At 68.1% G+C, this 19,784-nt stretch carries 20 protein-coding genes; 17 read left to right on the forward strand and 3 right to left on the reverse strand.

Annotated features, from left to right (window positions below):
* Both H7290_RS17060 and H7290_RS17065 read right to left on the reverse strand, forming a co-directional pair.
* The coding region (locus tag H7290_RS17060; protein WP_290515221.1) for a SpoIIE family protein phosphatase at window positions 1-1,015 on the reverse strand (1,015 nt) is incomplete at its 3' end.
* 87 nt (window positions 1,016-1,102) lie between these two features.
* On the reverse strand, window positions 1,103-2,338 hold the full coding sequence (locus tag H7290_RS17065) for a DUF349 domain-containing protein (RefSeq protein ID WP_290515222.1): 1,236 nt from the start codon (window positions 2,336-2,338) through the stop codon (window positions 1,103-1,105).
* 63 nt (window positions 2,339-2,401) lie between these two features.
* On the opposite strand from H7290_RS17065, the gene H7290_RS17070 reads away from it, so the two are divergent.
* The 3 genes from H7290_RS17070 to aspS are packed head-to-tail and all read left to right on the forward strand — an operon-like array spanning window position 2,402 to window position 6,266.
* Window positions 2,402-3,097 carry an MBL fold metallo-hydrolase gene (locus H7290_RS17070; protein WP_290515223.1) on the forward strand — a complete coding sequence of 232 codons (696 nt, stop codon included), beginning with the start codon at window positions 2,402-2,404 and terminating at the stop codon, window positions 3,095-3,097.
* Window positions 3,094-4,449, forward strand: a complete 1,356-nt coding sequence (hisS, locus tag H7290_RS17075; protein ID WP_290515224.1) for a histidine--tRNA ligase — start codon at window positions 3,094-3,096, stop codon at window positions 4,447-4,449. Before H7290_RS17070 ends, hisS begins: the two co-directional genes overlap by 4 nt.
* On the forward strand, window positions 4,446-6,266 hold the full coding sequence (gene aspS / locus H7290_RS17080; protein ID WP_290515225.1) for an aspartate--tRNA ligase: 1,821 nt from the start codon (window positions 4,446-4,448) through the stop codon (window positions 6,264-6,266). Before hisS ends, aspS begins: the two co-directional genes overlap by 4 nt.
* 26 nt (window positions 6,267-6,292) lie before the next feature.
* Here the strand turns inward: aspS and H7290_RS17085 are convergent, their stop codons facing one another.
* Window positions 6,293-6,730, reverse strand: coding sequence for a hypothetical protein (locus tag H7290_RS17085; RefSeq protein ID WP_290515226.1), 438 nt, complete (start codon window positions 6,728-6,730; stop codon window positions 6,293-6,295).
* 211 nt (window positions 6,731-6,941) lie between these two features.
* On the opposite strand from H7290_RS17085, the gene H7290_RS17090 reads away from it, so the two are divergent.
* The 14 genes from H7290_RS17090 to nusB are packed head-to-tail and all read left to right on the forward strand — an operon-like array spanning window position 6,942 to window position 19,667.
* Window positions 6,942-8,312 (forward strand): replication-associated recombination protein A, encoded by a 1,371-nt coding sequence (locus H7290_RS17090; RefSeq protein WP_290515227.1) that lies wholly within the window; start codon window positions 6,942-6,944, stop codon window positions 8,310-8,312.
* Window positions 8,313-8,324: 12 nt separating this feature from the next.
* Window positions 8,325-8,789, forward strand: coding sequence for a hypothetical protein (locus H7290_RS17095; RefSeq protein ID WP_290515228.1), 465 nt, complete (start codon window positions 8,325-8,327; stop codon window positions 8,787-8,789).
* Window positions 8,786-9,052: a DUF6167 family protein gene (locus tag H7290_RS17100; protein WP_290515229.1), complete on the forward strand. Its 267-nt coding sequence runs from the start codon at window positions 8,786-8,788 to the stop codon at window positions 9,050-9,052. The genes H7290_RS17095 and H7290_RS17100 overlap by 4 nt, the downstream gene beginning before the upstream one ends.
* Window positions 9,052-11,703, forward strand: coding sequence for an alanine--tRNA ligase (gene alaS, locus H7290_RS17105; protein WP_290515230.1), 2,652 nt, complete (start codon window positions 9,052-9,054; stop codon window positions 11,701-11,703). The genes H7290_RS17100 and alaS overlap by 1 nt, the downstream gene beginning before the upstream one ends.
* 2 nt (window positions 11,704-11,705) lie before the next feature.
* Window positions 11,706-12,152: a Holliday junction resolvase RuvX gene (gene ruvX / locus H7290_RS17110; protein WP_290515231.1), complete on the forward strand. Its 447-nt coding sequence runs from the start codon at window positions 11,706-11,708 to the stop codon at window positions 12,150-12,152.
* Window positions 12,153-12,158: 6 nt separating this feature from the next.
* On the forward strand, window positions 12,159-13,295 hold the full coding sequence (gene mltG, locus H7290_RS17115) for an endolytic transglycosylase MltG (protein WP_290515232.1): 1,137 nt from the start codon (window positions 12,159-12,161) through the stop codon (window positions 13,293-13,295).
* Window positions 13,296-13,306: 11 nt separating this feature from the next.
* On the forward strand, window positions 13,307-14,098 hold the full coding sequence (locus tag H7290_RS17120; protein ID WP_290515233.1) for a shikimate dehydrogenase: 792 nt from the start codon (window positions 13,307-13,309) through the stop codon (window positions 14,096-14,098).
* 9 nt (window positions 14,099-14,107) lie between these two features.
* Complete coding sequence (locus tag H7290_RS17125) at window positions 14,108-14,806, forward strand: A24 family peptidase (RefSeq protein WP_290515234.1); 699 nt, start codon at window positions 14,108-14,110, stop codon at window positions 14,804-14,806.
* A 42-nt stretch (window positions 14,807-14,848) separates the two neighbouring features.
* Entirely contained in the window at window positions 14,849-16,027 is a 1,179-nt protein-coding gene (aroC, locus tag H7290_RS17130) for a chorismate synthase (RefSeq protein ID WP_290515235.1), read from the forward strand.
* Window positions 16,024-16,533: a shikimate kinase gene (locus tag H7290_RS17135; RefSeq protein ID WP_290515236.1), complete on the forward strand. Its 510-nt coding sequence runs from the start codon at window positions 16,024-16,026 to the stop codon at window positions 16,531-16,533. The genes aroC and H7290_RS17135 overlap by 4 nt, the downstream gene beginning before the upstream one ends.
* A complete protein-coding gene (gene aroB, locus H7290_RS17140) occupies window positions 16,530-17,630 on the forward strand; it encodes a 3-dehydroquinate synthase (RefSeq protein ID WP_290515237.1) in 1,101 nt (366 codons plus the stop codon). Before H7290_RS17135 ends, aroB begins: the two co-directional genes overlap by 4 nt.
* Entirely contained in the window at window positions 17,627-18,694 is a 1,068-nt protein-coding gene (locus tag H7290_RS17145) for a Xaa-Pro peptidase family protein (RefSeq protein WP_290515238.1), read from the forward strand. The genes aroB and H7290_RS17145 overlap by 4 nt, the downstream gene beginning before the upstream one ends.
* On the forward strand, window positions 18,691-19,257 hold the full coding sequence (gene efp / locus H7290_RS17150; RefSeq protein ID WP_290515248.1) for an elongation factor P: 567 nt from the start codon (window positions 18,691-18,693) through the stop codon (window positions 19,255-19,257). Before H7290_RS17145 ends, efp begins: the two co-directional genes overlap by 4 nt.
* Window positions 19,257-19,667, forward strand: coding sequence for a transcription antitermination factor NusB (nusB, locus tag H7290_RS17155; protein WP_290515239.1), 411 nt, complete (start codon window positions 19,257-19,259; stop codon window positions 19,665-19,667). Before efp ends, nusB begins: the two co-directional genes overlap by 1 nt.
* The last annotated feature ends 117 nt before the right edge of the window (window positions 19,668-19,784 follow it).

A 19,784-nucleotide genomic window follows, 5' to 3' on the forward strand; every position in this document is an offset into this window, starting at 1 on the left:
AGCACAGGAGCAGGTCGCCGGGGTCAAGATTGAGGTGGTGCTCGGTCCACGTCCAGTCGGCGGTGACACCGAGCGGGAGGTCCGTCGTCGGGAGGATCTGGTGCGAGCCGACCGCGCGAACGGCAAGGGTCAGGCCATGCCCCGCGTCGACGTAGCGGATCTGGCCAGTCGCAGGATCTGCCCAGCCGAAGAAGCCGGTCACGAAGGCTGCACTGGCCTCGAGGTCATCGAACAGGATGGTGTTGACCTCGGTCAGTACCTCACCCGTTGCTGCGGTCGCGCCGAACCGGCCGTCGGCGAAGGCGCTATTCGCCGACCGGACGACGGCCCTGGTCGTCGCCATCAGGATCGCGGCACCCGTGCCCTTGCCCATGACGTCGGCGACCAGGAAGCTGTGCTGCGAGCCGATGTTCTGGTAGTCGAAGAAGTCGCCCGCGACAACGCCTGCGGCCAGGCACATCGCGGCGGTCTCGTAGCCGTCGATGCTGGGCGGCGTGCGAGGGAGCAACGACTGCTGCACCTTTCGGGCCCGCTCCATGTCTCCGGAGCTCTGCAGCTCGGCCTCAACCCAGCCGCTGAGCTCGGCCATCAGGTCGAGCTCATGCTTGCTGAGGGTGCGGGTGCGGGTGTCGAACAGACAGAAGGTGCCGATCGCAGTGCCCTGCGAGTCGTGGAGGGGGAACCCGGCGTAGAACCGGATCGATGGCTCGCCAGTGACCACCGGCAGGTGCTGGAAGCGGGGATCCAATCGCGCGTCATTCACGATCATGGGCTCGTCGATCAGGACGGTTCGCGCGCAGAACGTCGATTCGCGCGGCACCTCGACGATATCGAAACCTACGCACGACTTGAAGTACGCACGGTCGCGATCGATCAGGGTGACGGTCGAGATGGGTACGTCGAATGCCGTCTGGGCCAGCCGGGTGAAGCGGTCGAAACGCTCTTCCGGCGGCGTGTCGAGCACCTGCAGGACATCGAGACCCCGGCGTCGGGCCTGTTCAACCAGGTCGATCATCTCTGCACCCCCGAGACCATGCGGCATGGTTCCCAGTCCCAGCCTATCGCTGGCAGGGTCCACCCGCGCAGCCGACGGCCGTGGGGCTCAGGAGTAGTCGGCCTGGGCCTTCTGAGCCATCTCCAGGAATGCGGTCTTGGACGCCAGGTCGGCCTGCAGGTCCTTGATCTTCTTTGCGTCGTCCTTGGCCTCGGCGGCAGCGATTTTCTCTGCCACGTCGTCGATTGCCTTCTGCAGCTTGCCGATCATGTCGTCCGCACGAGCAGACTTTTCCGGGTCGGTGCGTTTCCACGCGTTGTCGGTGGCGTCCTTGACGGCATCCTCGATCTTGCGGATGCGGCCCTCAAGCTCGGCCATGCTGGCGCGGGGCACCTTGCCGGCAGCCTCCCACCTGTCGGCGATGTCCAGCCACGCTTTGCGAGCGGCGTCGACATCCTTGATGGGGAGGAGCTTCTCGGCGTCGACGAGGATCGCCAGCTTCTTGTCCGCGTTGACCTCGTACTCGGCATCCAGGAGGGTGTTGGCCTCGTCGCGGGTCGTGAAGAACGCATCCTGTGCGGCGCGGAAACGCTTCCACAGCTTGTCCTCGACGTTGCGGGGCGCCGAGCCCGCCTTTTTCCACTCGGTCATCAGGTCGCGGTACTTGCCGGCGGTCGGACCCCACTCGGTGGACGTCGAGAGCGCTTCAGCCTCGACGATGAGCTTTTCCTTGATCGTCTTGGCTGCGTCGCGCAATGTTGACTGCTCACCGAAATGGGCCTTGCGGCGACGCGTGTAAGAGGTGCGAGCCGTGCTGAATCGGTGCCACAGCTCGTCGTCGGCGGACTTGCTGAGCCGGGGGAGCGCCTTCCACTCATCGAGCAGCGCGCGCAGCTTGTCGGCGCCGGCCTTCCAGTCGCTGCTGGTCGCGAGCTTCTCGGCCTCCTCGACGATGCGCGTCTTCTCGGTCTGCGACTCCGCGACCTTGACCGCGCGCGCAGCCCTGCGCTCCTCGCGCTGCTTGTCGATGGCCGGCTGCAAGGCGTCGAGACGGGTGAGCAGCGTGGCGAGGTCACCCATCGCGTGTGCATCAGTGATCTGAGCGCGGACCTTGGTGACGGTCTTGGCGGCGTCGTCAGGAGACAGGGCTCCACCTTCAAGACGCTTCTCCAACAGGTCGACCTCGACCTCGAGACCCTCGAAACGGCGGACGTACAACGACATCGCCTCGGCGGGGTCGCCGCCAGGCCACTGACCGATCAGTCGTTCTCCATCAGCGGTGCGGACGTAGACATTGCCCTCGTCGTCGACACGACCCCAAGGGTTCGTGGGCGCAGAACTCATGGGCGACAGTGTAGGCATAGCCAGCATGGAGTCGGTCGCCCTGCCTCGCGTACCCTGTCGCACGTGCTTCTCACGTCATTTCCAGCCGGTCCGCTGCAGGCGAACTGCTACATCGTCTCGCGTGGTCCGGGGGCCCCATGTGCGCTCGTCGACCCGGGCATGGACGCCATGGAGGGCGTCCATGCGGTGGTCAGGGAGCACAATCTGATTCCCGCCGCAGTGCTCGTGACCCACGGCCATTTCGATCACATGTGGTGCGCGCAGGACGTCGCCGCCGAATACGACTGCCCCGTATGGATCCACCCCGCCGACCGGCACCTGCTGAGCGACCCCATGGCGGCCATCTCCGGTGAGTCGGCGGCGATGCTGCGCAGCCAGCTCAACATGATCACGATGCCTGACTTTCACGAACCAGCAGACGTCCGGGACGCCGTCGACGGCGCCCAGATCGAGGTTGACGGCCTGACGTTCACGGTCGATCACGTCCCGGGCCACACCCCCGGCGCCGTCGTCTACCGGCTCGATCACGACGGACCCGAGGTCGTGTCGCAGGTGATGTTCTCGGGCGACTTCTTGTTCGCCGGATCGATCGGACGCACCGACCTCGCCGGTGGTTCGCACCTGCAGATGCAGCAGAGCCTGCGCGACCGTGTGCTCCCACTGGCGGACGACGTCGTCGTGCTGCCCGGACACGGCCCGGAAACGTCGATCGGTCGCGAGCGCGCCACCAACCCTTTCCTGGCCGAGCTCCTCGGATGACGAAGCTCAGCGGCTTCCCGGAGTTCTTGCCGGCCGAGCGCAACGTCGGGCTCGTCGTGCTCGACCACCTGCGCTCGGTGTTCGGGCTGCACGGCTTCGCGTCCATCGAGACGCGCGCGGTCGAGCCGATGGACACGTTGCTGCGCAAGGGCGAGATCGACAAGGAGGTCTACACCATCAGGCGCCTGCACGCGGCCGACGGCGATGGTGGCGGCGACCGAGGCGACGTCCTCGCCCTTCATTTCGACCTCACGGTGCCCTTCGCCCGCTACGTCGTCGAGAACGCCGGCAAGCTCGACTTCCCGTTTCGTCGCTACCAGATCCAGAAGGTGTGGCGCGGTGAGCGGCCCCAGCAGGGACGGTTCCGCGAGTTCGTCCAGGCCGACATCGACATCGTCGCCAAGGATGAGCTGCCGATCCACTTCGACGTCGAGATTGCGCAGGTCATGGCCGAGGCGCTGGCTGGTCTCCCAGTCCCGCCGCTCACGCTGCAGGTCAGCAACCGCAAGATCCTCGAGGGGTTCTACCTCGGCCTCGGCATCACCGAGCCCACCGCCGTGATGCCGATCGTCGACAAGCTCGACAAGGTGCCGGCCGACAAGATCGCCCTGCTGCTGCAGTCCGATGCCGGTCTCACCGCGGCCCAGGCCGCCTCGTGCCTCGCACTCGCGGGGATCAGTGCGGCCGACGACTCGTTCGTGGCCGCCGTGCGGGCGCTCGGAGTCACGCATCCGCTGCTCGACGAGGGGCTCGAGGAGCTGCGTCGGGTCGTCGTCGGCGCGGCCGGCGCAGACGGCGTCGAGGTGGTGGCCGACCTGCGCATCGCCCGCGGCCTCGACTACTACACCGGGACGGTGTTCGAGACCCGCATGGCCCGCTATGAGCACCTCGGCTCGATCTGCTCCGGTGGCCGCTACGACCAGCTCGCCAGCGACGGCAAGGCCACCTACCCCGGGGTCGGCATCTCGCTCGGAGTGTCGCGTCTGCTCGTTCCGCTGATCGCCGACGGCCTCACCGCCGACCGCTCGGTGCCGAGCGCCGTGCTGGTAGCCCTGATCGATGAGGACACGCGCCCGGCCAGCGTCGCCGTCGCCGTCGCGCTACGGGCCCGCGGCATCCCCACCGAGGTGGCCGCCTCCGCTCAGAAGTACGGCAAGCAGATTCGCAACGCCGAGCGCCGAGGCATACCGTTCGTGTGGTTCCCGGCGCCACTCGACAGCGAGGACGAGCACCAGGTCAAGGACATCCGCAGCGGTGACCAGGCCGACGCCGACCCCGCGACGTGGGCCCCAGCCGCGACAGACCTGAAGCCCCGCATCCTCACCCCACCAGCCAAGGAGCAGAACACGTGATCCGCACCCACGACGCCGGAAGCCTGCGCGCGAGCGACATCGGCCAACAGGTCACCCTCGCCGGATGGGTGGCGCGCCGACGCGATCACGGTGGCGTGGCGTTCATCGACCTGCGTGAGGCCTCGGGCGTCGTCCAGGTCGTCGTGCGCGAGGAGGTCGCCCATCAGCTTCGTGCCGAGTACTGCCTCAAGATCGTCGGCACGGTGCAGAAGCGGCCGGACGGAAACGAGAACGCCGGCATCCTGACCGGCGACATCGAGGTCATCGCCGACGACGTCGAGATCCTCAGCGCCGCGGCACCGCTGCCGTTCCCGATCGACGATCATGTGGACGTCGGCGAGGAGGCACGGCTCAAGTACCGCTACCTCGACCTGCGCCGTTCCGGTCCGGCCGCAGCGATCCGTCTGCGCAGCAAGGTCAACGCGGCGGCACGCAAGGTGCTGGCCGCCCAGGACTTCGTCGAGATCGAGACCCCCACCCTCACCCGGTCGACGCCTGAAGGCGCCCGCGACTTCCTCGTGCCCGCGGGGCTCAAGCCCGGCAGCTGGTACGCCCTGCCGCAGAGCCCTCAGCTCTTCAAGCAGCTGCTGATGGTCGCCGGCATGGAGCGCTACTACCAGATCGCGCGGTGCTACCGCGACGAAGACTTCCGCGCCGACCGCCAGCCCGAGTTCACCCAGCTCGACATCGAGATGAGCTTCGTCGAGCAGGCGGACGTGCTGGCGCTGATGGAAGAGATCCTGGTCGAGATGTGGTCGCTGATCGGTCATCAGGTCCCCACCCCGATCCCGCACATGACGTACGCCGAGGCGATGCGCAGGTTCGGCTCGGACAAGCCCGACCTGCGCATGGGCCAGGAGCTCGTGGAGTGCACCGAGTACTTCGCGAGCACGCCCTTCCGGGTGTTCCAGGCCGAGTACGTCGGCGCGGTCGTGATGCCCGGCGGTGCCTCGCAGGCCCGTCGCCAGCTCGACGCCTGGCAGGAGTGGGCCAAGCAGCGCGGCGCCAAGGGCCTCGCGTACGTGCTGGTGCAGGAGGACGGCGAGCTGGGCGGCCCGGTGGCCAAGAACCTCACCGACTCAGAGCGAGCAGGCCTGGCCGAGCACGTCGGAGCGAAGCCCGGCGACTGCATCTTCTTCGGCGCCGGAACGATCAAGTCGACGCGTGGACTCCTTGGCGCGGCTCGACTCGAGATCGGCAGACGGTGCGACCTGATCGACGAGTCGGCCTGGGCCTTCACCTGGATCGTCGACGCGCCGCTGTTCGAGCCGACCGGTGACGCCGTGGCCGCGGGCGACGTGGCGGTCGGTGCAGGAGCATGGACGGCCGTGCACCACGCTTTCACCTCGCCCCAGGACATGGAGACGTTCGACACCCACCCGGGCGACGCGCTCGCCTGGGCCTACGACATCGTCTGCAACGGCAGTGAGCTCGGCGGCGGGTCGATCCGTATCCACCGCGAAGACATCCAGAAGCGGGTCTTCAAGGTCATGGGCATCGAGGAGGACGAGGCGCAGGAGAAGTTTGGCTTCCTGCTCGACGCCTTCACCTTCGGCGCCCCGCCGCACGGCGGTATTGCGGTCGGCATGGACCGCATCTGCGCGATGCTCGCCGGCGCCGACTCGATCCGTGAGGTGATCGCGTTCCCCAAGTCCGGCGGCGGCTTCGACCCGCTGACTGCGGCCCCGGCACCCATCACGGCGGAGCAGCGCAAGGACGCTGGCGTTGGCACGGTGCCGAAGGCACCCGACGGCGGAGCGCCCGATCCGAAGGCACCCGATGGCGGAGCGCCCGACACGCAAAAGGCTGATGCCTGAGGTGCGTCTGGCGGGGTGTGTCTGGTTCAGTGGCTGACCGGCTCGAAGCAGGTGCCCTCACCCGTCGGGCCGTCGAGCCGGGCGGTCGCCGACCCCGGTCGGCTGCTGCCGACGACGCAACCGGCCTCGCCCACGCTGAACGCGAAGACGAAGCCGGTCGGTGTCTCACCCGAAGCAGACCTCAGCGGTCTGATGATGAGGGTCTCGAAGCCGAACGGCTCCAACAGCCGACGGGCGTGGTCGGGGGAGAAGTCGCCCTTTGCGCACATCGGCTGGATGACGCGGCGAACATCTGTGGCGGCCTGCATCGCGCGGGCGTGATCAGACGGAGACATCTCGCTCCGCTGCTTCCACCGGTTGTTGTCGGCGTGGTTCGGAGGGCTGTCGGGGTCCGGGGACTCGGCATCAGGCGGTTCGGCAACATCAGCATCGGACGCCGGATCCTTGACCTCGGGAACGCTCAACCGCCAAGCACACGGTCGCGGCGAGGACGTCGTGTTGGTGTCGGCGGGGAGGCTCGGCATGAGGGTAGGGCGCTTCGTCGGCCCTGCGGCGGGGACGGCAGAGGCGCATCCCGACACGAGAGCGACGGCAGCCGCTGACACGGCAAGATGATGAACGACCCCCATGAACCGCAGTCTGTCAGTCTCATGTGCCGGTGACTAGGCTCGTCTCATGAGCACTGACGGGCTGTTCGACCTTCCGGACGCCCCGCCGACGACCGGCGGCAGCCAGGGCTCCGGCTCTTTGTCGGGCAACACCCACGCCTCGGCGCCCTTGGCGGTTCGGATGCGGCCGAAGTCGCTCGACGAGCTCGTGGGCCAGCAGCACCTGCTCGCGCCCGGCTCCCCGCTTCGCCAGATGATCGATGGCAACCAGCCGCTGACGATCCTTCTGTGGGGGCCGCCCGGCACCGGCAAGACCACCATCGCAAGCCTCCTCAGTGCGCACACGGACCGCCGGTTCGTCGAGGTGTCAGCCGTCTCGGCAGGCGTGAAGGAGGTCCGCGAGACCATCGCCGGTGCCCGCCGCGCGCTTGCCCAGAGCGGCATCGAGACGGTGCTGTTCGTCGATGAGGTCCACAGGTTCAGCAAGTCGCAGCAGGACGCGCTGCTGCCCGGTGTCGAGAACCGTTGGGTCTCGCTCGTCGCCGCCACGACCGAGAACCCGCACTTCAGCGTCATCTCGCCGCTGCTGTCGCGTTCGCTTCTCCTGACGCTCGAGAGCCTCACCGACGACGACATCGGCGTGTTGGTCGACCGGGCACTCACTGACGACAGGGGGTTGGGCGGCGCGGTGACCCTCACCGACGAGGCGCGCGACCACCTCGTACGCCTCGCCGGTGGCGACGGTCGTCGAGTCCTCACGTACCTGGAGGCCGCGGCCGGTGCAGCCACGTTGCAGGGCAAGGCCGAGATCGATGTCGACGACGCTGCGCTCGCCGTCGACAAGGCCGCAGTGCGCTACGACCGGCAGGGCGACCAGCACTACGACGTCATCAGCGCCTTCATCAAGTCGATCCGAGGCTCCGACACCGATGCAGCTCTGCACTATCTAGCCCGCATGATCGAGGCGGGGGAGGACCCGCGGTTCATTGCCCGACGCCTGATGATTCTGGCGTCCGAGGACATCGGCCTGGCCGACCCGACGGCCCTGACGACCGCTGTCGCCGCCGCGCAGGCCGTCGCGATGATCGGTTTCCCGGAAGCTCGCATCACTCTGGCGCAGGCCGTCATCGCGCTGTCGACAGCACCCAAGTCCAATGCCGTGATCACCGCGATCGATGCCGCGTTGGCCGATGTCCGTGCCGGCAAGGTCGGAACTGTTCCTCCTGCCCTGCGCGATGCGCACTACGCCGGGGCCAAGAAGCTCGGTCACGGCCACGACTACCTGTACGCCCACAGCGACCCACGCGGTGTCGTCGGTCAGCAGTACGCGCCGGACGACGTCGACGGTGCGAGCTACTACCAGCCGAGCGGGCACGGTGTCGAAGCCGCGTTGGGCGAGCGGCTGGCCCGGGTCCGGGCGATTCTGCGCGACCGTTGAGACGATAGTCTCGTGACCATGTCTGCGGAGCTCTGGATCCTTGCGGCCACTGCCGTGTTGGCCGTGGTGGCGATCTCGGCTGCTGTCATTGCCGTGTCCGCGGCCCGCCGCCTTGCCGTGCCCGCGAAGACGGGGTCGCCGGTGCCGCCAGGACCTCAGTCGCACGAGCTCGTGGTCGTCGAGCAGACCACACCGAACCCATCGGCCGCGCTCGTTCCCAGGGTCGTCCAGGGCCGGGTGATCGTGCCGCCGACCGAGCAGCAGGTCGTCGCCGCCGCGATGGGCCGGTCCGGTGTGCGTCTGTCCATCCTGGCGCACGGTGTCGCCCACGCCTTGCGTGAAGAGAGCCGAGACCGCATCTCGGCGATGATGCGACGCGAGTACCGTCGCCGTCGCCGTGAGCGCCTCCAGGCCGGCCGTCGAGCGATTCGAGGCGCACAGCCGACTTCACCCTCCGACCAGTGGCTGGGCTCGTGAGGGGCCGCGTCGTCTGGTTCGTCGCCGGGTCTGCGGCGGGCATCTACGCCAGCGTCAAGGGTCGCCGGGTTGCCTACCGGCTGTCCGCGCCGGGCCTGGTCGACCAAGCGGCCGCACTTGGCCTCGGATGGCGTGCCTTCACTGATGAGATGCGTGACGGCATGAAGACCCGCGAGCGCGACGTCGCCGCCAGCTTGTCCGGCGAGACGCGACCCACCACCACACCCATTGACATGATGTCGTCCGACGAGGGGCACCACTGATGCACACCGCGGAGATCCGCCGCAGATTCCTTGCCCACTTCGAGGACGCGGGCCACACCGTCGTGCCCTCGGCGCCGCTGCTGTTCGGCGACCCGAACCTGCTGTTCGTCAACGCCGGGATGGTGCCGTTCAAGCCCTACTTCCTCGGCCAGGAGACACCGCCGTGGGACCGCGCGACGAGCGTGCAGAAGTGCGTGCGCACGCTCGACATCGAGGAGGTCGGCAAGACCACGCGTCACGGCACGTTCTTCCAGATGAACGGCAACTTCGCCTTCGGTGACTACTTCAAGGAGGGCGCCATCGAGCACGCGTGGCGCCTCATCACCGGCTCCCGCGACGAGGGCGGTTTCGGCATCGACGCCGAAACGGTCTGGGTCACGGTGTTGCACTCCGACGACGAGGCCCGCCAGATCTGGAAGCGGGTGGCCGGTCTGCCCGACGAGCGCATCCAGAGCCGCGGGCTGCTCGACAACTACTGGCACATGGGTGTGGCGGGCCCCGGCGGACCGTGCAGCGAGATCTACATCGACCGCGGCGCCGAGTTCGGCGCTGACGGCGGGCCGGTCGTCGATGAGGATCGGTTCCTCGAGATCTGGAATCTCGTCTTCATGCAGGAAGAGATCGCCAACGTCAGCGCCAAGGACAAGTTCGACGTCATCGGCGAGCTGCCCAACAAGAACATCGACACCGGGATGGGCCTCGAGCGGGTTGCCTACCTCCTGCAGGACAAGCACAACCTGTACGAGATCGACGAGGTCTTCCCCGTCATCGAGAGGGCGTCGGAGATGTCGGGCCGCACGTACGGCAAGAGCCACGTCGACGACGTGCGATTCCGCGTCATCGCCGACCACGTCCGCAGCGGCCTGATGCTGATGGGCGACGGGGTCACCCCGGGCAACGAGTCGCGGGGCTACGTCCTGCGTCGTCTCCTGCGACGCGCCGTCCGGTCGATGCGACTGCTCGGCTACGACGACCCAGCCCTGCCGGCACTCCTGCCGGTGAGTCTTGAGCGCATGAAGGCGTCATACCCCGAGCTCGAGGCAGACTTCCCGCGCATCTCCCAGATCGCCTACGCCGAGGAGGAGGCATTTCGCCAGACCCTCGGCAAGGGCACACAGATCTTCGACATGGCGGCTGTCGCGGTGAAGGGCGACGGAGGCACGTCGTTGTCCGGTGAGCAGGCGTTCGCGCTGCACGACACCTACGGATTCCCGATCGACCTGACGCTGGAGATGGCGTCCGAGCAGGGGCTGAGCGTTGACGAGGACGGCTTCCGTTCGCTCATGACCGAGCAGCGTTCGCGTGCCAAGGCCGATGCGAGGTCGAAGAAGGGCAGCCACGCCGACACGACGGTCTACCGTGCGGCGCTCGACGCCAACGGCCCGACTGACTGGCTGGCCTACACGACGCTGGGCACCGAGTCGCGCGTGCTCGCGCTGATCGGCGGCGGCGTCGGGGTGCCAGCCGTCGCTGCGGGAGACATCGGCGAGGTCGTGCTCGACCGCACACCCTTCTACGCCGAGTCCGGCGGACAGAACGCCGGTGCGGGCCAGCTGACGTGGGACGGCGGACGCGCCGAGGTGCTCGACGTGCAACGCCCCGTGCGGGGGCTTGTGGTGCACCAGGTGCGTGTGCTCGAGGGTGAGCTCACCGTCGATCGCGACGTCGCCGCCACGGTCGACCCCGATTGGCGTCTCGGCGCGTGCCAGGCGCACTCAGGCACGCACGTCGTGCACGCCGCCTTGCGTGAGGTGCTCGGGCCCACCGCCCTGCAGTCCGGCTCCTACAACCGCCCGGGCTACCTCCGGCTCGACTTCGGCTGGAACGGCGCGCTGTCGCCAGACCAGGTGCATGACGTCGAAGAGGCATCCAACCGCGCGTTGCGCTCCGACCTCGCCGTATCGGCACAGACGATGTCGTTGCCGGAAGCCCGCGAGCTCGGTGCTCTGGCGCTCTTCGGCGAGACGTACGGCGAGGACGTGCGCGTCGTCGAGATCGGTGGACCCTGGTCGCGCGAGCTCTGCGGTGGCACCCACGTCCAGCGCTCTTCGCAGATCGGCACCGTCGTCGTCACCTCCGACGGCTCGGTCGGCGCGGGCAACCGGCGCATCGAGGCGCTCGTCGGCATCGAAGGTTTTCAGTACCTCGCCAAGGAGCGCGATGTCGTCCGTCAGCTCACCGAGATCCTGAAGACGCAACCCGACGAGGTTCCGGCCCGTGTGCAGGATCTCGTCGAGCGGCTCAAGGCTGCCGACAAGGCCGCCGAACGCGTGCGAGCCGCCCAGCTGGTGGGCGCGGCGGGTGACATCGCTGCAGCTGCCAAGGACGTCGGCGGTATCGCCTATGTCGGCCACCATGCGGTCGGCGCCGGTGGGGGAGACGTGCGCACCCTTGCCCCCGACATCCGCGGCCGGTTGCGCGACCGTCCTGCGGTCGTCGTCGTGATCGGCGACGCCGGCGACAAGCCGTCGGCTGTCGTGGCGCTCAACGACGCCGCGCAGCAGCGTGGGCTGTCGGCCAACCGGCTGATCGGTGTCGTGGGCGACAAGATCGGCGGACGCGGAGGCGGCAAGGCCGATGTCGCGCAGGGCGGCGGGACCGACGTCTCGGCGATCCCGGCGGCGCTGGCCGCGGTCGAGGCGGCGCTGTAGGCATGCGGCGTGGCAGGAGGCACGGTGTCGACGTCGGCGACGTGCGCATCGGCGTCTCGGTGTGCGACCCCGACGGCATCCTGGCCTCTCCTGTCGAGACGGTGGCCGCGGGTCCGAAGGCGATCGCGCGTCTTGCCGAGCTCGTCGGCGAGCACGAGGTGTTTGAGTGCGTGGTGGGGCTGCCGGTCGGTCTGTCTGGCCGTGAAGGCCCCGCCGCAGCCAAGGTCCGGGCCTTCTGTGCCGACCTGCAGGTGGCAATCGACCCCGTGCCCATCCGGCTCTTCGATGAGCGGATGTCTACGATGACTGCTGACACTCTGCTGCGACAGAGTGGACGTTCGACCCGCACGACGCGGGCCATCATCGACCAGGCCGCCGCTACGGTGATCCTGCAGACGGCACTTGACTCCGAACGCACCCGCGGGTCTGCGCCCGGAGAGAGCTTGTGAGGACACATGGCTGACAGCGGACTCGACCTGATGACCGGGGGGCCTTCCGAACCGGGCGGCCATGGCCGGCGACGGGCCGAGACGCCTCGGCGCAAGCCGTGGGGCCGTCGCATCCTGGTCCTCGTCATCGTGCTCGCGATCGCGTTCGGTGGCTACGCCGCGTACGGCAAGGTCTCCGACATGTTCGGCGGGCCGGCCGACTACTCCGGTCAAGGCACCGCGAAGGTCACGGTCGAGGTCCCCAAGGGCGCCGACGGCCAGCAGATCGCCAATATCCTCAAGAAGGCCGGCGTGGTCGAGACCGCCGAGGCGTTCTACCAGCTTGCCCTCAAGGACTCGCGCTTCCAGTCGGTACAGGCCGGTTTCTACCAGCTGCGCAGGGAGATGTCGTCCGAGGCAGCGCTGACAGCGCTGATCGACAAGGGCAACCGCATCGAGGGCAAGGTGACGATACCGGAGGGCTCCCGGGTCGGACAGATCGTCAAGCTCATCGCGGCCGGCTCCAAGATCAAGCAGCCTGACCTGCTCGCGGCCCTCGACAAGCCTGAGTCACTCGGGCTGCCCAAGGTGGCGAACCTCAACCCGGAGGGCTACCTCTTCCCGGCGACCTACACGGTCGTGCCGGGCACCACGGCCACCGAGCTGCTGCGCCAGATGGTCAAGAAGACGCTCGACGTGGCGAAGTCCCTGGACATCGGCACCCGCGCCAAGGCCCTGGGCCTGACCGGCGAACAGATCATCACGGTGGCGAGCATCCTGGAGTACGAGGCCAAGAAGGACGCCGACTACCCCAAGGTGGCCCGGGTGCTCTACAACCGGCTCGACGCGGGCATGGCGTTGCAGCTCGACTCCACCGTCTCGTACGTCAGCAATCGCAAGGGCGACGTCTTCACGACGCCGAAGGAGCGGGCCGACCCGTCGAAGTACAACACCTACCAGAACCCGGGCCTGCCGCCCGGGCCCATCGGCTCGCCGGGTGAGAAGACCATCGAGGCGGCTCTCAATCCCGCCGACGGCAGCTGGCTCTATTTCGTCGCGGTCAACCTCGACACCGGCGAGACCATCTTCTCCAACACGTTCGCCGAGCACAATGTTGCCGTCGCCAAGCTGCAGGAGTACTGCAAGACATCTGACGCCTGCTGATGCTGTGCGCCGTGCTCGGCTCGCCGATAGCCCACTCGTTGTCGCCCGTCATGCACCGCGCCGCGTATGCGGAGCTCGGGCTCGACTGGAGCTACGAGGCCGTCGACGTGGCCGAGGGAACGCTGAGCGCGTTCCTCGGCTCGTTGGGCGACGATGTACGCGGCTTCTCGGTCACTGCGCCGCTCAAGCGTGAGGCTGCGGAGGCGGCCCACCAGCGCAGCGAGAGCGTCGAGGTCCTGGGTGTCGCCAACACGCTGGTGATCGACGACGGCATGATCTCCGCACACAACACCGACGTCCCCGGCGCCGGCGCCGCGCTCGAGGAGGCTCGCATCCGATCGCCCCTGACCGCGCGGATCCTCGGAGGCGGCGCCACCGCTGCCTCGATTGCCCTCACCCTCGTGCGCATGGGCATCGAGGAGATCGACTTCGTCGTCCGCGATCCGGCGCGTGCCGCCGAGGCGCAGGCCGCGGCCCGCGGGCACGGTGTCGTCGTGCAGGTCCGCTTGTTCGACGAGTCGATGATCGACGCCGTCGACCTGCTGGTCTCGACCGTGCCGGGCGATGCCATCGGTGCGCGGTCGCACGAGCTCGTCGAGTCGTCGCGTGCCGTGTTCGACGTCGTGTACAACCCCTGGCCGACCGACTTGGCGCGGGCGCCCGGCCAGGCCGGCATTCCCGTGGTGTCAGGTCTTGACCTGCTCGCCCATCAGGCCGCGCTCCAGGTCGATCTGATGACGGGCGGCGAAGTTTCTCCACAGCTGCTGCGCAAGGCCGCCCTCGATGAGCTGTCGAGGCGTTAGGTTCCATCCGTGTCCGCCACCCTCACGCTCGTCGTCGTCTCGTTCGTCGCCGCGGCACTGCTCGGCGCCGTCGGGCCGGTCGCCATGCGACGCATCCCCGAGCCCGCTGAGCCTGCCGCTGACAAGGTCACCTACGCCGCGCTCGCCGAGACCCGGCTGCTCACCCTCGGCCTCGCTGTCACGGCCGGCACGATGGCCGCGCTTGTCGCGTCGCGCATCGATCACCCCGAGCTGATGCCCGTGTGGGTCGCCATCGCCGGGGTGGGCTCGTGGTTGGCCTTCATCGACTGGCACACCAAGCTGCTGCCCTTTGCGCTCGTCGCCCCCACCTACCTCGTGACGTTCGCGCTCGTCATCCTCGGCGCGGCGCTGCTGCGCGACGCGCAGGTGTTGGTGCACGCGCTGGTCGCGAACATCGTGGTCTACGTCATCTTCCGGATCATGTACTGGTTCGGCACACGCTACTTCCGCGGTGCCTTCGGTTACGGCGACGTGCGTCTGTCCGGGGTGCTCGCGCTCGGTCTGGGCGCTCTCGGTGTGAGCGAGACCTTCGTGGGCATGTACGCGGGCTTCATCCTCGGGGCGGTGCTCGGGCTTGTCCTCTCCGGCCTGCGAGTCGTCGACGCCAAGGGCTACGCATTCGGCCCTTACATGGTCGTCGGGGCGGTCGTCGGGGCCGCCTGGGGGCCGTCGCTCTACCGGGTCTGATGGGGGGAGCGCGTGACGGGTGGGGCGTGGGATGATCGCTTCATGCTTCGATGGTTGACCGCTGGTGAGTCGCACGGCCCTGCTCTCGTCGCCGTGCTCGAGGGCCTTCCCGCCGGGGTGCAGGTGACGAGCAAGGACATCCAGGCCGCTCTTGCCCGCCGTCGGCTCGGCTACGGCCGCGGCGCCCGCATGGCGTTCGAGCAGGACGAGCTCGAGATCGTCGGTGGGTTGCGGCACGGTTCGACGATGGGCAGCCCCATCGCCCTGCGTATCGGCAACAGCGAGTGGCCCAAGTGGGACCAGGTCATGGCCGCCGACCCCGTCGACCCCGAGATCCTCGAGGGGCTCAAGCGCAACGCGCCCCTCACCCGGCCGAGGCCCGGACACGCCGATCTTGCCGGCATGCAGAAGTACGGCTTCGACGAGGCTCGGCCGGTGCTCGAGCGAGCCAGCGCTCGCGAGACCGCTGCCCGCGTCGCACTCGGCGAGATCGCCGCCCGGTTCATCGAGCAGACCACCGGCGCCACGATCGTGTCGCATGTCGTCGCGCTCGGCACGGTGCAAGCACCGGCTGGGGTCATCCCCTCGCATTCTGACGTCGAGGCGCCCGACGCCGACCCCGTCCGTTGCTTCGACCCGCAGACCAGCGTCGCGATGGTCGCCGAGATCGACCTTGCCCACAAGGAGGGCGACACGCTCGGCGGTGTCGTCGAGGTCGTCGTCGAGGGTTTGCCACCGGGCCTCGGGTCACACACGCACTGGGACAAGCGGCTCGACGGCCGGCTGGCGGCGGCGCTGATGGGCATCCAGGCCATCAAGGGCGTCGAGCTCGGCGACGGTTTCGAGCTGGCCCGCACGCGCGGATCGCTGGCGCACGACGAGATGGTGCCGACGGCCGATGGCATCCGGCGTGTCTCGGGCCGTTCAGGCGGCACCGAGGGAGGCATGACCACGGGCGAGATCCTGCGGGTGCGTGCCGCGATGAAGCCCATTGCCACCGTGCCACGGGCGCTGCGCACCGTCGACCTCGAGACGGGCGAGGAGGCGCGCGCCCACCATCAGCGTTCCGACGTCTGCGCCGTGCCCGCCGCCGGCATCGTCGCCGAGGCGATGGTCGCACTGGTCGTGGCCGACGCCATCCTCGAGAAGTTCGCCGGCGACGCCGTCGAGGAGACCCGCCGCAACGTCGACGGCTACCTCGCCAACCTGAGGCACCGTTGAGTCCGATCGCCGTCTTCGTCGGACCACCCGGCGCAGGCAAGACGACGGTTGCCGGCGCGGTCGCCGCGATGCTCGGTGTGACGGTGCGTGACACCGACCAGGACATCGAGGCCGCTGAGGGCATCTCGGTGCAGGACATCTTCGTCGACCACGGCGAGGCGCACTTCCGGGCGCTGGAGGAGAAGGCTGTCGCCGCCGCGCTCAGCGATCACGACGGGGTGCTCGCGCTCGGTGGCGGGGCCATCCTCAGTCCCACGACGCGGGCCCTGCTGCAGGATCAGCGGGTCATCTTTCTTGATGTCGGACTTGTCGCCGCGGTCGCACGGGTCGGCATGAACGCCAACCGTCCGCTGCTGCTTGGCAACGTCCGCTCGCAGATGAAGAACCTCATGGATCAGCGACGTCCGCTCTACCGGGCGTGCTCACGCTTCGCCATCGTCACCGACACCCTCGACGCGGCGCACGTCGCCGAGCAGGCTGCCGCCCTGATTCAGGAGGATCGATGACCACCCGCCTGAAGGTGCCCACCGAGCGCCCCTACGACGTCGTGATCGGCAACGGTGTCCACGAGCAGCTGCGGGGGCTGGTCGGCTTCGGTCTGGGCGTCATGCGCGTGGCGATCATCCACTCGCCCACCATGGCCGCGCGGGCTGAGATCCTGCGCGACCCACTGGTGTCCGACGCGCTGGAGGTGCACCTGATCGAGGTGCCAGACGGCGAGGAGGCCAAGAATGCCGAGGTGCTCGGCTTCTGCTGGAAAGTGCTCGGTGAGAGTGGTTTCACCCGGTCCGACGTCATCGTCGGACTCGGCGGCGGAGCGACGACCGACCTCGCAGGATTCGTCGCCGCCAGCTGGTTGCGCGGCGTGCGCTTCGTCAACGTCCCCACGACGGTGCTCGGCATGGTCGATGCCGCCGTCGGCGGCAAGACCGGCATCAACACGGCGGAGGGCAAGAACCTCGTCGGTGCGTTCCACGAACCCGTGGGGGTGCTGTGTGATCTCGACGTCCTGACCACCCTGCCTGCTGCCGAGCTGCGCAGCGGGCTCGCCGAGATCGTCAAGTGCGGATTCATCGCCGACCCGACGATCCTCGACCTGATCGAGGCAGCGCCCGGCAGGGTGGCCGACACCCGGTCGCCGATCCTGGCCGAGCTCATCACCAAGGGCATTGCCGTCAAGGCACGGGCCGTGGCCGGCGACCTGCGGGAGTCCGGCGCCGGCGCCGAGGGTGGCATCGGGCGGGAGGCTCTCAACTACGGTCACACCCTGGGCCACGCAATCGAGCGGTTCGAGCACTATCGCATCCGTCACGGCGAAGCGATCTCGATCGGCATGGTGTTCGCGGCGGAGATCGCCCGACGCTCTGACCAGATCGACCAAGACCTGCTCGACCGGCACCGCTCGATCCTCCGCACGATCGGGCTGCCCTTGACCTGCCGTTCCGGCATCTGGGAGGCCCTCGCCGCCACGATGCGGCTCGACAAGAAGACGCGCGGCGACCAGCTGCGGTTCGTGGTGCTCAAGGGGCTGGCCAGGCCGGTCATCCTTGCGGGGCCTGAGGAGTCACTCCTGCAAGACGCCTACCGGGCCATCTCGTCGTGAGCGGCGCCGACCGACGCGCACGACTCGTCGCCGCCCTGAACGAGACCGGCCTGGACGGCGTCTACGTCACGACCCTCGTCAACGTTCGCTATCTCACGGGGTTCACGGGCTCCAACGGCTCCTTGCTGGTGCCCCGGGACGGGCCTGCGGTGTTCTTCACCGACGGCCGCTACCGCGACCAGGCCGACCATGAGCTCCCCGACGTCGAGCACGTCATCGCTCGTGACCTCTCCGGCGAGGCGGCGGCCCGGATGACCGGCGACACCTGGGCACTGGAGACGCACACGGCGAGCGTCGACACGCACGCCCGGCTCAGCCACCTGGTCGACGGGCCAGCCCTGGTCTCGGCGGGCCGGCTCGTCGAGTCGCTTCGTGAGGTCAAGGACGAGGCCGAGGTCGCCGCGCTGCGGTCGGCATGCGACATCTCGACCCGGGCGCTCGAAGGGTTGCTGGACGGACGGCTCGTGGGACGCACCGAGCGAGTGGTCGCACGAGACCTCGAGAACAGGATGTTCGAGCTGGGGGCAGAAGCCATCGCGTTCGAGACCATCCTGGCGTCGGGTGCGAACACCGCGATCCCGCACCACGCCCCCAGCGATCGCGTCCTCGGCGATGGCGAGCTGCTCAAGATCGACTTCGGTGCGCGGGTCGATGGATACCACGCCGACTGCACGCGCACCGTCGTCCTCGGACGTGCCGACGACTGGCAGCGCGAGATCTACTCCGCTGTCAGGGCGTCGCAGGCCGCGGGTCTGGAGACCCTTCGCGAGGGGGTCCCCGTAGCCGATGCGAACGCCGCGGCGAGGGCGTCGCTCGACTCAGCGGGATGGTTGCACGCCTTCACCACGGGCCTCGGCCACGGAGTCGGGCTCGAGATCCACGAGGACCCGTTCGTCGCGGCCTCACACACAGGTAAACTGACAAGTCGCAACGTCCTCACGATGGAGCCGGGCATCTACGTGCCGGGTCACGGGGGAGTGCGGATCGAAGACACCGTCCTCGTGACAAGGGGCGCCCCCGAGGTGCTCACCACGATGACCAAAGACCTCCTGGAGATCGGCTGATGGCCACCACTAACGACATCAAGAACGGCATGGTCCTTGACCTCGACGGGCAGCTCTGGTCCGTCGTGTGGTTCCAGCACCACAAGCCCGGCAAGGGCGGTGCGATGGTCAAGACGACCCTCAAGAACGTCATGAGCGGCAAGACCGTAGACAAGACGTTCAACTCGGGTCTGAAGATCGAGACCGCCAACGTCGACAAGCGGGACTTCCAGTACCTGTACCACGACGGCGACTCGTACGTCTTCATGGACAAGACGACGTATGACCAGATCAACGTCACGGAGGCCGTGGTCGGTGACGCCAAGGACTACATGCTCGACAACCAGGACGCGATGCTCGCGCTGCATGAGGGCATTCCGTTGTACATCGAGCTGCCGGCCTCCGTCGAGCTGCTCATCGAGTACACCGAGCCGGGCCTGCAGGGCGTCCGCTCCAGCGGTGGCACCAAGCCCGCACGCCTCGAGACGGGGAAAGAGATACAGGTCCCGCTGTTCATCGTCAACGGCGAGAAGATTCGGGTCGACACCCGCGACGGCAGCTACCTCGGTCGCGTGCAGGGCTGATGTCCGCTCGCACGAAGTCACGCAAGCGGGCGCTGGACATCCTGTTCGAGTCTGAGCTGCAGAGTCTCCCGCCGGGCGGAACGCTGGCCGATCGCATCGGCGATGCGGAGTATCCCGTCAACGAGTACGCCGTCTCCCTGGTCGAAGGCGTCGTCGGCCACCGTGACCGACTCGACGAGATCATCACGGAGAATGCCGTCGACTGGACGCTCGAGCGGATGCCAGCCGTCGACCGCAACCTGTTGCGCATCGGTGCCTACGAGATCCTCTACGTCGACGACGTCCCCGACGCTGTTGCGGTCAGCGAGGCCGTGGGTCTCGCCCGAGAGCTCTCGACGGATGAGTCGCCATCCTTCGTCAACGGCCTCCTCAGCAGGATCGTCGAGCTGAAGCCGACCCTCAGCAGCTGAGACGGGCGTCACCGTTTGGGCCATGCCGTGGTCTGGCCGGCTGAGAGTCGCCGCGTAGTAAGATTTGTGTCTGTAAAGAGAGCAAGAAAGGGCGCCACCCCGGATTTCAAATCTTCT

Source organism: Aeromicrobium sp., assembly GCF_014378035.1.
GTDB lineage: Bacteria > Actinomycetota > Actinomycetes > Propionibacteriales > Nocardioidaceae > Aeromicrobium.